This is a genomic window from Brenneria sp. hezel4-2-4 (genome assembly GCF_013155275.1).
Classification (GTDB): Bacteria; Pseudomonadota; Gammaproteobacteria; order Enterobacterales; family Enterobacteriaceae; genus Brenneria.
This window is the reverse complement of record NZ_JABJXS010000001.1, coordinates 874,162-889,800: the sequence shown is the minus strand read 5'-3', so window position 1 is coordinate 889,800 and position 15,639 is coordinate 874,162. Positions and strand designations below refer to the sequence as shown.

Genomic DNA, 15,639 nt, shown 5'->3' with positions numbered 1-15,639 from the left:
CCTGGGCGAATATCTACCTGCAATGCGCCATCGCCATCCACGCTAAACGGACGGGCGATACCGCGACGCTGGAGAAATTAATCTATCCCAATATCGATGCCGGTCTGGAAGGGGTGCGCTGGATTGAAAACTGTGTTCGTTCTGCTGACAGCGGCGCCACCTGGGTCGATTACGAGTAAGGACAATACGATGAAACTTTCATTTTGTACCGACAGCCTTGGCCATCTGCCCTGCGAGGCGATGCTGGACATCAGCCAGTAACCTTGTCATTTCGCAGTGACTGAAACAGGTGTTGCAGCCACTGCGTGTACCGCTATCTCAGCCTAACGAAGTAAAGAGAAAGTGTAATAATGACAATGACCTAGCCCTATTTGGAGTTTGACTCAATGGAACATTATATTACTAAAAACCCTGCATCAGGTCCTAACAGCAACGCCAAAACTGAGCCTTTAGTCAAAGTAATTGCCGCTATCGCCACACTGGGTGGTCTGCTGTTTGGATACGATACTGGCGTCATTTCCGGCGTTCTGCTGTTTATGGGCCCGGAAATGCAATTAACCCCTTTCACCACCGGTCTGGTAACCAGTTCGCTCTTAGTGGGCGCCGCCACTGGGGCAGTCGTATCCGGTTCGCTTGCCGACAGGCTCGGCCGCCGGAAAATCATCCTGATACTGGCCGTCATCTTTGCGATCGGCGCGCTGGGAACAGCGCTGGCGCCCAATCTGACCGTGATGGTATTTTCCCGTGTCATCCTGGGATTGGCGGTCGGCGGCGCCGGCACGACGGTGCCTGTGTATCTTGCTGAAATCGCCCCGGCTAACCGGCGGGGACAATTGGTTACCATCAGTGAATTAATGATCGTAACCGGTCAATTGCTCGCCTATGTCTCGAACTTTGCTTTTAACGAAATCTGGGGCGGCGAGAACACCTGGCGCTGGATGCTGGGTATTGCCACCATTCCCGCCATTTTACTGTGGTTCGGTATGCTGTATATGCCCGATACGCCGCGCTGGTACGCGCTGAAGGGCCGCCTTGCCGAAGCGCGGAATGTATTAAATAAAACGCGGGCAAAGGAAGACGTTGAGTGGGAAATGATGGAGATCGAGGAAACCGTGGCGGAACAGTCCCGTCAGAAAGGTTCCCTGAAAGATCTGCGTGTGCCATGGATGCGTAAGGTGTTCCTTATCGGCGTTGCATTTGCCTTTTTCCATGCGGCCACCGCCGTAAACAGCATCATGTATTATGCGCCGACCATTTTACAAAACACCGGGTTAAGCACCGACGCCGCCTTGTTCGCTACTATCGCAAACGGCGTGGTTTCGGTCATTATGGTGATGATCGGCATTGTGTTGCTCGGTTATATCGGCCGACGCACCATGGCCGCGCTGGGACAGATTGGTTGTACCTGCTGTCTGTTCTTACTGGCGGCTATTTCCGGCTTTATGCCCGAGCATGTCGGCGGCGACGTGAACCTGTTGCGCAGCTATCTGGTGTTGGGCGGGATGCTGTTGTTCCTGTGCTTTTTGCAGGGTGCCTATGCGCCGGTCATCTGGCTGATGCTGTCTGAAATGTTTCCCGTCAAAATTCGCGGGATCTGTATGGGCGGCGCGGTATGCGCGCTGTGGGGGGCAAATGTCTTTATTGCCATGTCATTCCCCATACTGCTCGATACGTTTGGTCTGGCGGGCGCATTCTGTACCTACGGGGTGATCGGTCTGTTCGGCATCGTATTTGTTCTGAAATACATTCCTGAAACACGCAACCGCAGTCTGGAGCAGATCGAACATTATCTGCGTGATAAATATGATAGTGACTTTGCCGCTAAAGCCGCTAAAAAAGCCGAGCGTAATCAGCTCAGGCAAACTGCCGGTAAAACGCAGGAACCCTAAACGCGATATCACCTAACCTGGCAAGAGATAGTTTTCGGTAAATCAGTATGACGCTTATTCGGGAATCACCGGTAGGCGTTATACCGAACGCCGATCTAACGGCAAATGCTTTCATTGAAATGGGATAAGTTCTCGATCGGCCTCACTGCGCGGCCCTTGATTTATCCGCTCCCAGTCAAGACGCATGGATACTGCCTGGCATAGCGGCATAGCGCGACGAGACGCCATGATTTATTACCCGGCAAAGTATGCGTCAGCTCACACTAAATGAAAATTTCAAAATAATTTATTTGAAATATTTTTTTCATAACACTATTGTTACTATCATATAGTCGCTCGCCAGCGACGGCTCTTAAGCCCTGACCTTTACCAAGATGGGTCACTGCGGCAAGCGATTTTATCTCCCGAACCGAGCCAGGTGTGGGAGTGGTTCAGTAGACGAGGGTGAGACAAGATGAAGATAGTGGGTAATTACATCGGCGGCAAACAGCGGATTAGCACAAGCAACAATACCTCTCCGGTATACAATCCTGCTACCGGCAAGGTAGCGAGTCAGGTCACGTTAAGCACCCATGATGAAGTGAAGGAAGCCATCGGTATCGCCCATGCCGCATTTGAACAGTGGGCGAAAACCACGCCGCTGCGTCGTGCCCGTATCCTGTTCAATTTCAAAACGCTGCTGGAACTGCATCGCGATGAACTGGCCGAGTTGATTGTCAGCGAGCACGGTAAGGTGTTTTCCGATGCGCTGGGTGAACTGACCCGCGGCATAGAAGTGGTGGAGTTTGCCTGCGGCATTCCGCATCTTATCAAGGGCGACTACTCCGCCGATGTCGGCACCGGCGTGGATAGTTTCTCGATCATGCAGCCGCTGGGGGTAGTGGCCGGCATTACGCCGTTCAACTTCCCGGCGATGGTGCCGATGTGGATGTTCCCGATTGCGCTGGCCTGCGGCAACACTTTTGTGCTCAAACCGCCGGCCGCCGACCCGTCGGCTTCCGTTCGCATGGCGGAGCTGCTGACCGAGGCGGGCTTGCCCGATGGCGTATTCAACGTGGTGCACTGCGGTAACGACGAGGCCAGCCTGCTGACCAGCGATCCGCGCATTCAGGCGGTCAGTTTCGTCGGTTCATCCGGCGTGGCGGAGCATATCTACAAAACCGCCAGCGCTCACGGCAAACGGGTACAGGCTTTCGGCGCCGCCAAAAACCACGCTATCGTCATGCCCGATGCCGATCTGGACGCAACGGTCAATGCGGTGATGGGCGGGGCTTTCGGTTCCGCCGGTGAGCGCTGTATGGCGCTGCCTATCGTGGTGGTGGTCGGGGATGAAACCGCAGACAAACTGATCGCCAAACTCAAACCGCTGATCGCCGAACTGCGCGTGGGTCCCGGCGCTAAAGGCAGCGGCAAGGAAAATGAAATGGGGCCGGTTATCTCCTCGGTCCATCAGAAAAAAGTGCTGAATTATATCGATCAGGGCGAGAAAGAAGGCGCTACCGTGGTTATCGACGGTCGCGGTTATAATGTGGAAGGCCATGAGGAAGGATTCTATGTCGGCGGTACGCTGTTCGATAACGTCACCACCGATATGGTGATTTACCGGGAGGAGATTTTCGGACCAGTGCTGGGCGTCGTGCGCGCGCCTGACTACGAAACCGCGCTGAACATCGTTAATAGCCACGAGTTCGGCAACGGTAGCGCCATTTTCACCAGCAGCGGCCGCTATGCTCGCGACTTCACTCATCGGGTACAGGCCGGTATGGTCGGGGTCAATGTGCCGGTTCCGGTTCCGGTGGCGTTTCACTCGTTTGGCGGCTGGAAACGCTCGGTATTCGGGGCATTGAACGTACACGGGACCGACGGTGTGCGCTTCTATACCCGAATGAAGACCGTGACCACCCGTTGGCCGACCGGACAGCTCACCGTATCGGAATACAGCATGCCGACGCTGGGATAATCATCTATTCAACAGGAGGATGACGTGAGCGAACTGTTATCAAAATATCGGACGGACGATGCCGACGGACACCGGCAGCATATTACGCCGGAAAATGCCGGCTGGCGTTACGTGGGTTTTGATGCCTGGCAGCTTAAAGCCGGACAGACGCTTGAGTTGGAGAGCGGCGATCGCGAGCTTTGCCTGGTGCTGGTGGCCGGGATAGCCAGCATCGCCACGCGCCATGCCGAGTTTAGTCATATTGGTAAAAGAATGAGTCCCTTTGAGCGCATACCGCCTTTTTCAGTGTATGTGCCGCACCACGATCGGGTCAGCGTGGCGGCCGAGAGCGATCTGGAACTGGCGGTGTGCAGCGCGCCCGGTCACGGCGATCTGCCGGCGCGGTTGATTGCCCCCCGGGACGTGGGGGTGGAACAGCGCGGCAAGGGGCGCAATCAGCGTCTGGTGCATAATATTTTGCCGGAGACCGAAGCGGCCGACAGCCTGCTGGTGGTCGAGGTTTATACCGATGAGGGGAATACCAGCTCATACCCCAGCCATAAGCACGATCAGGAAAACTCGCCCGATGAGACTTATCTGGAGGAGACCTACTATCATCGGCTCGATCCGGCGCGCGGCTTCTGCCTACAGCGGGTGTATACCGACGATCGCAGCCTGGACGAGTGTATGGCGGTGTATAACGGCGATGTGGTGAAAGTGCCGCGCGGTTATCATCCGGTGGCGACGATCGCCGGTTATGACAGCTATTACCTGAATGTGATGGCCGGTCCGGTACGTAAATGGCAGTTTACCTGGGAAAAAGATCACGCCTGGATTAACTCCGACGCTTATCCCCGGGCATCAAGACCGATACCATAATAGATACCGTCCGTGTTACGGAACTGCACCCTAAAGGTTGGATACCAACTGATTCAGGTGCAGTTTTTTATGCGGCGACGGTGGTGTTGAATCGAGGCTGACCGGACGGTCGCCGGTCAGAGAAGTCGGTCAATCTTGCATCAGGATGGCGTATTGCCGGCGGCGCGGGCGGCGTTATTCATCGCCAGCGACAGCATCAGCGTCTGGGACAGGCACATGGATGATACCTGAGAACGGAAACCGTCCACCTGAGCCTCGCGCACCACAAAGCAGACGTCGCTGAACGCCGCCAGCGGGCTGACCATGCTGTCGGTAATGGCAATCTGTCTGACGCCGCTCTTGGCGCCGAGCGATACCAAATCCACCACTTCCTGAGCATAGGGCGAGTAACTGATGGCGACCACCACATCGGAAGGTTTCACCATGCTTAACTGTTCGTTGAACATGCCGCCCAAACCATCGATAAGAAACGCCCGTCGTTCCAGATGACGCAGAGCATAGGTCAGATAAGAGGCGATGCTGAATGAGCGCCGCAGGCCGATGATATAAATATTGTCGGCTTCGTCCAGCAGTTTCACCGCCGTATTGAGATCCGCTTCGTTTACCTGCCCGGGTAACTGCTGTAATGCCGTGCTGTTAACCATACTGAACATATTCAGTATTTCCATCGGCGTTTCCGGCGCGGCCGTATCTTTACTGGCGGTCTGCCGGAACAGCCTGACGCGATTGGTATAGCTGACGGTCCCCTCCATCAGGTCTTGACGGAATACCTGTTTCATTTCGTTGAATCCGTCAAAGCCGAATGCATTGGCGAAGCGGATCAGCGTTGAAGGCGGAACATCGGCTTTTTCAGCAATGGAGGCGATCGTTTCAAACGGAATGCTGCTGCTGTTATCCAGCATATAGCGCGCCACCTGTTTCAGCCGTTTGCTAAGCGAATCGTATCGGTCGCGTATTTCATCTTGCAACGACGAGAGTTGGGAAACTGTTGTCATGGAAACCACTTAATAGTCAGTCAGGGCGAGAGCGCTAGGAATGATTATTACGATTAGAAATTTCAAATCAACATATTATTGAAAATATCAAGCCATACTTTGAAGGGGGTCAAGCTTAGACTCGGTAAGGGCTATGAATGGTATCAGCTCCCGTGAGTATGGCCGGTCGGTTTTTTTAGCTGGAGCGGCGCTGCGGATTTATTTCGCGCGGCATGAAAAAATTATTTCACTTCGCAAAAGAAACCGCCAGGCAGGCGCCTGGCGGTCAGATGGTTAACGGTCAGCGTACCGGCCGGTAAAGGCGCCAGTACTCGATAAGGGTCATAAAGCGCTGTTTGACGGCATCGACCAGTTGTCGATCGTCCAGCTTGCCGCGAAACCACCGATCGGAGGCTTCGGCGAAAATGGTGCGCCCGACGGCGAAACCTTTGACGCATGGCGCGTCGGCCGCGGCGGCGAAACCTTGTTTCAGAACGGCCTCCGGCGCATCCAGACCGAGGATCAGGACACCGCGGCAGTAGGCATCGTTTTCTTCAATGATGCGGCCGATATCCTGCCACCCTTGGGACGACATGGGCGGCAATTTCCACCAGTCAGGCTGTACGCCCAACGAATAGAAGCGCTGCAACAGGGTCGCATAGTGCTTCTCATCCCGGTCGGGGTTGCTTTCCGGCAGGATAAGCTCCAGCAGCAGCTCGTGGCCGGACTGCTGGCAGGCATGATAGACCTCGCTTATCAGCGCTTCCTGCTCCAGCCGGAGTGATTCCGGGTCCGCAGGATGATAGAACACCAGACACTTGACCACATGCTCCAGCGGCCAGCTAACCAGCTGAGAACCGATATCGCCGTGTTCAAGGCGCAGCGGACGCGAACTGGGCAATTCTATCGGCCGGCCGATCCACCAGCCCTGGCCGGTGATGTCGTTCAGCGCCGCCTGGCCGAAAGTGGTATCGGCCAGGATGCCGGCGTTGCCGTCAAGACCGGTCGCGGCGGCGGCTTCGCGGGCCCCCTCAAGCAGCAACTGTTTCAGCCTGGGGATCTCATCCGGCGACTTACCGGCGGCGACGGCGAGATCGACCAACTGCTTGCGGTGATCAAAGGCGAAGATGCAGAGTTCGGGCCAGGCCTGTTTACGGGTGGTCACCCGGTGCAGGTGGTTCAGGCGGGGATCTTTATCCGGCTGTTTGACGCTGTCCACGCGCGACAGATAATCATCCAGTTCGGTCTTGGTCGGCATGGCCGGCGCGCAGCCGTGGCGGGAGACCACCAGGGCGCCGCAGGCATTGGCGTAGCGGCAGGCCTGCTCCCAGCTCTCGCCGTTCAGGTAGCCGCGCAGCAGGCCGGACATGAAAGCGTCGCCGGCGCCGAGCACGTTGAGCACCTCCACCCGCACGCCTCTTTGCAGCGCGACGGCGTCCCAACTGTCCGGGATCTCGCCTTCAAACACCGAACAACCCTGAGCGCCGCGCTTACACACCAGCGTTGCCTGACTGACGCGTCTCACGTTGCGCAGCGCCGCCAGCGTATCGGTGGTGCCGCCGGCAATATGGAATTCTTCCTCCGTGCCGACAATCAGATCAAAGTGATGCAGCACATCCTGTAGCTCCCGGGTGACCCGTTCGGAAGAAATAAAGCGGGTTTCACCGTCGCCGAGCGAGGTCAACCCCCACAGCACCGGACGATAGTCAATATCCAGCGCGCGGCGCAGGCCGTGGCGTTTGGCGAAGTCCAGCGCCTTGAGTACGGCGGCGCGGGTATTGGGATGCGAAAGGTGGGTGCCGGTCACCGCCACCGCCCGTGAGGAGGCGATATAGCTTTCGTCGATATCGTCCGGCGAGAGAGCCATGTCGGCGCAATTTTCACGGTAAAAAATCAGCGGGAACGTTTCCTGATCCTTAACCCCGAGGATCACCAGCGCCGTCAGACGCTCTTTATCGGTAATCAGGTATTGGGTATCCACACCGGCACGTTGCAGTTCTTCACGCAGGAATCGGCCCATGTGTTCGTCGCCGACGCGTGCCAGCATGCCGGATTTTAATCCCTGGACCGCCGTGCCGTAGGCCACGTTGCCGGAAGATCCGCCCAGGTATTTGGAAAATGTCGTCATGTCTTCCAAACGCGCGCCGATTTGTTGTCCGTAGAGATCGATCGCGATACGTCCGATGCAGATGACATCAAGCTGTTTCTGCGCTGTGCCCATGTGTATTTCCTCTAAAGTATTAGGAAGAAAGCCATTTGATGTTGGTTTATTATGAGGATTAAAGATTTCATTTTCAATATAAATGGAATTTATAAATTCAATTTTAGTGACAAAATAGCATCAAAATTCAACCGGACGAACGAGAATGTTGATTTTTAACGCTGACTTCAGTCGATCGGTTTTAAAAAAGCAATTTTCAATTATATTGCTGATTTTTAAAATTAACTTTATGTAATTAACGGGTATTTTATCCAATTGACACCGTCAATAATGAGCGAAAAACGATGGTGGAAAGCGCAGGCGCGCCATGAAATTTTGATTCTTTGATTAGCCTCTCAAAAATGGAATTTTAATTTTATTTGTCTTTTTATATGAAAACCATTCTAACTATAATCTCAAGTCTCACCATGTACCGGAAACCTGACAGGCCAGCACGGGACATTCCCCCATAGGCCAGATGATATAGAAGGGTGGAAAATGAACAAGATCAGACTTACCACGGCACAAGCATTGGTGCGTTTTCTGGATAACCAATATGTTGAGGTTGACGGCGTCGAGACCAAGTTTGTCAAAGGTATCTTCGCTATTTTCGGCCATGGCAATGTATTGGGGCTCGGGCAGGCGCTGGAGCAGGACTGCGGCCAACTGCACATTCATCAGGGGCGCAACGAGCAGGGCATGGCCCATACGGCCATTGGTTTTGCCAAGCAATCGCTGCGCCGTCAGATCTATGCCTGCACGTCGTCGGTCGGCCCCGGCGCGGCAAATATGGTCACCGCCGCCGCGACCGCCAGCGCCAACCGCATTCCGCTGCTGCTGCTGCCGGGCGACGTTTACGCCACTCGCCAGCCCGATCCGGTGCTGCAACAGATCGAGCAATCCTATGACTTAAGCATCAGTACCAACGATGCTTTCCGGGCGGTGAGCAAATACTGGGATCGGATTGTCCGCCCCGAGCAACTGATGACCGCCTGCATCAGCGCCATACGGGTGTTGACCGACCCGGCGGAAACCGGAGCTGTGACTCTCTCTTTGCCGCAGGATGTGCAGGGCGAGGCCTATGATTATCCGGACTATTTCTTCCAGAAACGCGTGCACCGCATCGAACGCACTCTGCCGACCGCCGGCATGTTGGACGACGCGCGCTCGCTGCTGCTCGGCAAACGTAAGCCGCTGATTATCTGTGGCGGCGGCGCCAAATATTCCGGCGCCGGCGCGGCGCTCCAGGCGTTTGCCGAACGGTTTAATATTCCTTTCGCGGAAACGCAGGCCGGTAAAGGTACGCTGGTGTCGGAGCATCCGCTGAACGTAGGCGGCGTGGGCGAAACCGGGACGCTGGCGGCTAACCTGCTGGCGAAGGAAGCCGATCTGATTATTGGTATCGGCACCCGCTATACCGATTTTACCACCTCGTCGAAATGGATATTTCAGAATCCCGAGGTGTCATTCCTGAATATCAACGTTAGCCGTTTCGACGCGTTCAAACTTGATGGCCGCCAACTGGTGGCTGATGCGCGCGAAGCGCTCGTGGCGCTCAACGAACGTTTACAGCCTGAAAACTGGCCGATCGCCTGGGAAGGAAAGGTGGAAGAGGTGCGGCGGCAGTTGCTGGATGAGACCGATCGCGTCTACGCTGTCGACTTTTCCGGCGAGGATTTCGTACCCGAGATTGACGATCATCTCGATCGTCAGAAAGTGTTTACCGAATTTCATCGTCTTACCGGTTCCGTACTGACCCAAAGCCGGGTGCTGGGGGTGCTAAACCGCACCATTCCGCGCAATGCGGTGATCGTCGCCGCCGCCGGCAGCCTGCCTGGCGATCTCCAGCGTATATGGCGCACTACCGATACGCACGGTTACCACGTCGAGTATGGCTATTCCTGCATGGGATATGAGGTGAATGCCGCGCTGGGCGTCAAGCTGGCGGAACCGGATCGCGAAGTTTATGCCCTGGTGGGAGACGGCTCGTTCATGATGCTGCACTCCGAGCTGGTCACCTCCATTCAGGAACGCCGCAAAATCAACGTGGTGTTGCTGGATAACATGACCAATGGTTGCATCAACAATTTGCAGATGGAACACGGCATGAACAGCTTCTTTACCGAATTTCGTTTCCGCGACGGTTCGCCGTCCAGACTTGACGGCGGCCTGGTGCCGGTGGATTTCGCCAAAATCGCCGAGGGTTACGGCTGCAAGAGCTACCGGGTCACCACCCTGGAAGAACTGCATCACGCTCTTGAGGATGCCCGTCGGCAGACCGTCTCCACCTTACTGGATATCAAAGTGTTGCCCAAGACGATGATCCACAAGTATTTCAGCTGGTGGCGGGTCGGGGGAGCCGAGGTTTCCGAAAGCGAGTCGGTTCAGGCGGTTGCGCGTATGCTGGCGGACAATACCGAACGGGCGCGGCGTTACTGATCGGCAATGATGATGATATTAGGGCGGCAGGACGCTCGCCGCCGCCCAAACCCCCTTGACTCAACGATGCAAGTGAAGGAGTAAACCCAATGAAAATCGCTTTTGATGTTGATGTGATTAAAGAAATGAGCATCACGGATATGGTCAGGCAGGTAGCCGACTGGGGATATCGCTATATTGAACAATCACCGCATCCGCGTATCAACCCGTTTTACAAGTATCCCAAGGCTAGCCGGGAACTGGTAAGCGAGTATAAGAAGGCATTGCGCGATAACAACGTGGAAATTTCGTCATTCATCGTGGTCTATCGCTGGTCCGGTCCTGATGAGGCCCGACGCCAGGCGGCGGTAAAAAACTGGAAGCGCATGATTGAGATTGCGGTTGAAATGGGAGTGCCGGTTATCAATACCGAGTTGGCGGGAGACCCTAACCAGCCGGAGATTTGTGAGGAAATGTGGTACAAGTCCATGGAAGAACTGTTGCCGATCGCCGAGCGTGAAGGCATCCGCATTGAAATCCAGTCCCATCCCTGGGATTTCTGTGAAGAGAGCAACCCGACCGCCGATATGGTCAAATCCCTGCGCAGCGAGAATGTGAAGTATCTCTATAGCGTGCCGCACACCTTTTTCTACGACAAAGGCGTCGGGGACGTGGCCAGCATGCTGAAATATGCCGGGGACGATCTTTCCCATGTGCTGATTGCCGATACCATGAACCATACCAAGCATTGCCGTTACATCGTCAACCCGCCGGGCGTTGACGCCGTCGTCCATCAGCATGTGGGGGTCGGCGAAGGTGAGGTGGATTTCGACGCGCTGTTTCAGACGCTGCGGGAAATGGACTTTGCCAATCGCACCTTCAAGGTGGGGGGGGAGTCGATTATTGCCGCCTCGCTGTTCGGTTATCCGGAAAAAATGAAATACCAGGCAGTGGAAACCCGCGAGCTTATCGAGCGGGAATTGCTGGGCCGGTAAGCCGTCAGGCCGCCGGTCAATGGATGACTGGCGGCCGGGCATATTGTCTGTCCTGTCGTTGATATCGCCCTTGACCGCGATGCCTGCGCAGGCGGGCATTTCTTGCATTGAGCCGCCATCAAAAACAGGATTGATTCTCCGATCGTTTGTTAAGGGCTGATTGCCCGAAAGTCGTCTTCGTGAGGAAAAAATGTCTGCTCCTGCACAGCTAAAAATATCTCCCTCTTACCAACATCATTCCTTGCTGCGTATCAGCATCGCCATGTTTATTGCATACATGACCGTTGGGCTGCCGCTGACCGCGATTCCGTTATATGTACATCAGGTGCTGGGGCTAAATAACACCCTGGTCGGTTTGACCGTGGGCCTTCAGTTTTTAGCCACGGTGTTGACCCGCAGCTATGCGGGGCGTTCGGCTGATAATAAAGGCGCCAAACGGACGACCTACTTTGGGTTGCTTACCTGCGGATTGTCGGGAATGGCCTATCTGGTATCCGATCTGCTGGTATCGCCCGATAGCATGATGTGGGCGTTTGGGGTGCTTTTGCTGGGGCGGATACTGCTCGGGCTGGGAGAAAGTCAACTGCTGACGGGCAATCTGACATGGGGAATCGGTCTGGCCGGCGCCGCGCACTCCGGCAAGGTGATGTCCTGGAACGGGATGGCGACATACGGCGCACTGGCGGTAAGCGCGCCGGTTGGATTAGTCATTTATCAGCTATGGGGATTTTTTGCGCTGGGGATGATGACTTTGCTGTTGCCTCTCCTGGCGCTGGTGTGCAATTTCAGTGTGCCGAGCGTTGCGAAGAACGGCACTACGCGTCAGTCCCTGTTTTCCGTTGTCGGTCAGATATGGCGGCCAGGGGTGGCGTTGGCTTTGCAAGGCGTCGGTTTTGCGGCGCTTAGCGCTTTTATTTCGCTGTATTTTGCTGAACAACAGTGGGGGAATGCGGGTTTTGCCCTGACCGCCTTTGGCGTAAGTTTTATTGCGGTGAGGTTGTGCTTTGGATCGCTGCCCGATCGGCGCGGCGGATTTTGGGTTGCCAGGTATTCGTTGCTGCTGGAGTGTGTGGGTTTGATATGCATCTGGCAGGCGCCCACCGCCTGGTTCGCTCTCATTGGCGCCGCACTGACCGGAGGAGGATGCTCGCTGATTTTCCCTTCTCTGGGCGTTGAAGTGCTTAAGCGAGTGGGCCAGCAGGTGCGAGGTACGGCATTGGGAGGATATTCCGCCTTTCAGGATATCGCCTATGGCATCACCGGGCCGCTGATCGGAACGCTGGCAACCTGGGCGGGCTATCGCAGTGTGTTTTTAGCGGCTGCCGCATGTGCGCTGCTGGGTGTGATGGTGGTGCAAATTCTGATGATAAAAAGTATGTCTGCCGCAGTACCTTCGAATGACTAACGGTATCCGCTCTAAATAATTCGCGCTGCGGGAAGGTCGGCGCACCTTCCCCTTTCGACACAACCCGCATTATGCCGATCAACCCACAATGAATTCTCTCCCGGTCTTTCATTTCTATCCTCTGAGGTAGCTCTCATTCTTGAACATTTTTCAATCAAATGTTGGATATATGTCAAATTTTTGTTTTTTCCTGTTTTTAAAATATTCATTTCAATGCTTTTATGTAATACGTTTTAAATTAATAAATATGAAATAAAAAAACTGATTTTACCTGTCTGGCGTCAAAATCACCTAACCCACGCCAGGGTGTTTTTTAAAAATTTATTTTTATCAATGTGTTAAAGCAATTAGGAGATCGAGAAAAAATCTGAACTATTGCTGGAGATTGCGCTGTGAACCCGATACGTGCCAGCAGCTGCGTTGAATTAATGTAAAAAATATTTTTCATTATGATCTTCACGTACCTGCACATAACAATGAGTGATGAGGATTGATCATGAATATCAAAAACACAGTCTTGGCCATATTGTTCGCCTGCATGTTACCGCTCACCAGTCATGCCAAAGAGATATTGATTGGCGCTTCCATGGCGGTATTTGATGACAACTGGCAAACCATCCTGCGGCATAACATTCAAAGAAAAGTTCAGGAAGCAGGGGCCAAAATTCATATGGAAGATGCCAAAGGCGATGTGGCGCAGCAGCTCCAGCAGGTACAGAACTTCATTGGTCAGGGCGTGGACGCGATTATTATCGTGCCGGTGGATACCGATGCCGTGCAGCCCATCATCAAAGTCGTCGACGCGTCCGGTATTCCTCTGGTGTTTGTCAACCGCGATCCCCAGGCCGCGCTGGGCAGCAAAATGGCCTACGTCGGTTCCGATTCACAGGTGGCGGGGCAGTTGCAGATGGAAGCGTTGGCAAAGTCGATGGACTATAAGGGCAACGTGGCAATTCTGCTGGGCGAATTATCCAATGAATCCACCCGTGAACGCACCAAAGGCGTCAAATCCGTGATCGCTAAATACCCCGACATCAGGATAGTGGAAGAGCAAACGGCGAAGTGGTCGCGTAACGAAGCGGTCGATCTGGTGACCAATTGGTTGACCACCGGTAAAGAAATTAACGCCATTGCCTCCAACAACGATGAAATGGCTATCGGCGCATTGCAGGCTCTGGGCCGCAATTCGAACAACATACTGGTTGCCGGCGTGGACGGCACGCCGGATGCGTTGCAGTTCATCAAAAACGGCAAAATGGTCGCCACGGTGTTCCAGAGTGCCCAGGGACAGGGGGAAGGCGCTGTCGATACCGCAATGAAATTGATCGGCGGCGAAAAAGTAGAGTCCGCTGTGCTGGTTCCCTTCGAGTTGATTACCAAAGATAACTATCAGGAATTCGCTAGCCGCAACACTAAATAATCGTTTCTGACACCGTAGCTCGGAGGTGAAATATGACTGCTTATGCACTTGAAGCCGAAGGTATTAGCAAGTTTTTCCCTGGTGTGAAGGCGCTCAACAATGTTTCGTTGCGGATCAAAGCGGGAACCGTCCATGCGCTGATGGGGGAAAATGGCGCGGGCAAGTCTACGTTAATGAAATGCCTTATCGGCATTTACCGTCCCGACAACGGCGTGATCCGCATGAAGGGGAAAACGGTACAGTTTGACAACACTCAGGCCGCCCTGCACGCGGGGATCTCAATGATCCACCAGGAACTCAATCTGGTTCCCTATATGACCATTGCTGAAAACATCTGGTTGGGGCGTGAACCGTTGAAGTATGGGTTTGTCGATCACGCCCGGCTTAATTCCCAGACCATTGCGCTGCTCGACAGGCTCAATATTCGTCTGCCGCCGGAGCGACTGGTGGGGGATTTAAGCATCGCCAATCAGCAAATGGTGGAGATTGCCAAGGCCGTTTCGTGGAATTCAGACATCATTATTATGGACGAGCCGACGTCAGCGCTGACGGAAACGGAAGTCGCCCACCTGTTTACCATTATTCGCGATTTGCGCGCCCAGGGAAAAGCCATCATCTATATCAGTCACAAAATGGATGAGGTGTTTGCGATTACCGATGAAGTCAGTATTTTCCGCGATGGCTGCTGGATTAGCAGCGATCAGACCGCCAACCTTTCGCGTCAGTCGCTGATCACCCAAATGGTGGGGCGCGAATTAACCCAGCTGTTTCCGAAATTTAATAATGCCATAGGAGAAGAAGTCCTGACGGTTCGCGGGCTGACTCGCCAGGGGATATTCCATGATGTCAGCTTTTCGCTGCGCCGTGGAGAAATCCTCGGCGTCGCCGGTCTGGTGGGCGCGGGGCGCAGTGAGGTGATGGAAAGCCTGTTCGGCATGGCGCCGCCCGATGCCGGCGAGATCCTGATAGACGGCGTGCCAACCACGGTGGACTCCCCGTCGACGGCGATAGAAAAAGGGCTGGCGTTCCTCACGGAAGACCGCAAAAAGTCCGGCTTATTTCTGGTGCTGTCGGTGATGGAAAACATGAGCATCGTCAAACTGCCGGATTACATCGGTAAAAACGGTTTCATCAGACACGTGCAGATGGCCGAAGAGTGCATGGCGCAAATCAGACGGCTGAATATTAAAACCCCAACGATGGATCAAATCATTAATAACCTGAGCGGCGGTAACCAGCAAAAGGTATTGATTGCCCGCTGGCTATTGGCACAGCCGAAAATTCTGATCCTTGATGAACCCACGCGCGGGATCGATGTGGGCGCCAAGGCGGAAATTTATCGCTTGATCAGTGAACTGGCCAACCGTGGTGTCGCCATCATTATGGTGTCGTCGGAACTCCCGGAAATTCTTGGTATGAGCGATCGGGTCATGGTGATGCATGAAGGCCGTATCACCGGCATTCTCAATAAAGAGGATGCCGACCAGGAAACCATTTTGTCGCTGGCATCCAGATAAGAC

At 54.4% G+C, this 15,639-nt stretch carries 10 protein-coding genes and 1 pseudogene; 9 read left to right on the top strand and 2 right to left on the bottom strand.

Features of this window, described 5'->3' with window-relative positions; genetic code table 11:
• The 4 genes and pseudogenes from HOY33_RS20595 to iolB form a co-directional block, all read left to right on the top strand.
• Nucleotides 1-179 (top strand): annotated as a pseudogene (locus tag HOY33_RS20595) (gfo/Idh/MocA family oxidoreductase); the annotation flags it as partial.
• 207 nt (nt 180-386) lie between these two features.
• Nucleotides 387-1,889: a sugar porter family MFS transporter gene (locus HOY33_RS04020; protein ID WP_172288748.1), complete on the top strand. Its 1,503-nt coding sequence runs from the start codon at nt 387-389 to the stop codon at nt 1,887-1,889.
• Between the two features lie 454 nt (nt 1,890-2,343).
• A complete protein-coding gene (locus HOY33_RS04015; protein WP_172288746.1) occupies nt 2,344-3,849 on the top strand; it encodes a CoA-acylating methylmalonate-semialdehyde dehydrogenase in 1,506 nt (501 codons plus the stop codon).
• A gap of 24 nt (nt 3,850-3,873) precedes the next feature.
• Nucleotides 3,874-4,707, top strand: a complete 834-nt coding sequence (iolB, locus tag HOY33_RS04010) for a 5-deoxy-glucuronate isomerase (protein ID WP_172288744.1) — start codon at nt 3,874-3,876, stop codon at nt 4,705-4,707.
• A gap of 140 nt (nt 4,708-4,847) precedes the next feature.
• On the opposite strand, the gene HOY33_RS04005 is transcribed toward iolB, so the two are convergent.
• Nucleotides 4,848-5,702 carry a MurR/RpiR family transcriptional regulator gene (locus tag HOY33_RS04005; protein ID WP_172288742.1) on the bottom strand — a complete coding sequence of 285 codons (855 nt, stop codon included), beginning with the start codon at nt 5,700-5,702 and terminating at the stop codon, nt 4,848-4,850.
• A gap of 280 nt (nt 5,703-5,982) precedes the next feature.
• A complete protein-coding gene (iolC, locus tag HOY33_RS04000) occupies nt 5,983-7,902 on the bottom strand; it encodes a 5-dehydro-2-deoxygluconokinase (RefSeq protein WP_172288740.1) in 1,920 nt (639 codons plus the stop codon).
• A gap of 477 nt (nt 7,903-8,379) precedes the next feature.
• On the opposite strand from iolC, the gene iolD reads away from it, so the two are divergent.
• The 5 genes from iolD (at nt 8,380) to HOY33_RS03975 (ending at nt 15,636) form a co-directional block, all read left to right on the top strand.
• Complete coding sequence (gene iolD, locus HOY33_RS03995) at nt 8,380-10,320, top strand: 3D-(3,5/4)-trihydroxycyclohexane-1,2-dione acylhydrolase (decyclizing) (protein WP_172288738.1); 1,941 nt, start codon at nt 8,380-8,382, stop codon at nt 10,318-10,320.
• Nucleotides 10,321-10,409: 89 nt separating this feature from the next.
• The gene (locus HOY33_RS03990) at nt 10,410-11,294 is read left to right on the top strand and encodes a sugar phosphate isomerase/epimerase family protein (RefSeq protein ID WP_172288736.1); all 885 of its coding nucleotides are present in this window, start codon (nt 10,410-10,412) and stop codon (nt 11,292-11,294) included.
• A 190-nt stretch (nt 11,295-11,484) separates the two neighbouring features.
• Entirely contained in the window at nt 11,485-12,699 is a 1,215-nt protein-coding gene (locus tag HOY33_RS03985; RefSeq protein WP_172288734.1) for an arabinose transporter, read from the top strand.
• A 496-nt stretch (nt 12,700-13,195) separates the two neighbouring features.
• Complete coding sequence (locus HOY33_RS03980) at nt 13,196-14,119, top strand: sugar ABC transporter substrate-binding protein (protein ID WP_172288732.1); 924 nt, start codon at nt 13,196-13,198, stop codon at nt 14,117-14,119.
• Nucleotides 14,120-14,151: 32 nt separating this feature from the next.
• Complete coding sequence (locus HOY33_RS03975) at nt 14,152-15,636, top strand: sugar ABC transporter ATP-binding protein (protein ID WP_172288730.1); 1,485 nt, start codon at nt 14,152-14,154, stop codon at nt 15,634-15,636.
• Nucleotides 15,637-15,639 lie beyond the last annotated feature (3 nt).

Coding starts and splice junctions, on each gene's coding strand:
- HOY33_RS04020 (WP_172288748.1), top strand. CDS start 387: ATGGAACATTATATTACTAAAAACCCTGCATCAGGTCCTAACAGCAAC.
- HOY33_RS04015 (WP_172288746.1), top strand. CDS start 2,344: ATGAAGATAGTGGGTAATTACATCGGCGGCAAACAGCGGATTAGCACA.
- HOY33_RS04005 (WP_172288742.1), bottom strand. CDS start 5,702: ATGACAACAGTTTCCCAACTCTCGTCGTTGCAAGATGAAATACGCGAC.
- iolC (WP_172288740.1), bottom strand. CDS start 7,902: ATGGGCACAGCGCAGAAACAGCTTGATGTCATCTGCATCGGACGTATC.
- iolD (WP_172288738.1), top strand. CDS start 8,380: ATGAACAAGATCAGACTTACCACGGCACAAGCATTGGTGCGTTTTCTG.
- HOY33_RS03990 (WP_172288736.1), top strand. CDS start 10,410: ATGAAAATCGCTTTTGATGTTGATGTGATTAAAGAAATGAGCATCACG.
- HOY33_RS03985 (WP_172288734.1), top strand. CDS start 11,485: ATGTCTGCTCCTGCACAGCTAAAAATATCTCCCTCTTACCAACATCAT.
- HOY33_RS03980 (WP_172288732.1), top strand. CDS start 13,196: ATGAATATCAAAAACACAGTCTTGGCCATATTGTTCGCCTGCATGTTA.
- HOY33_RS03975 (WP_172288730.1), top strand. CDS start 14,152: ATGACTGCTTATGCACTTGAAGCCGAAGGTATTAGCAAGTTTTTCCCT.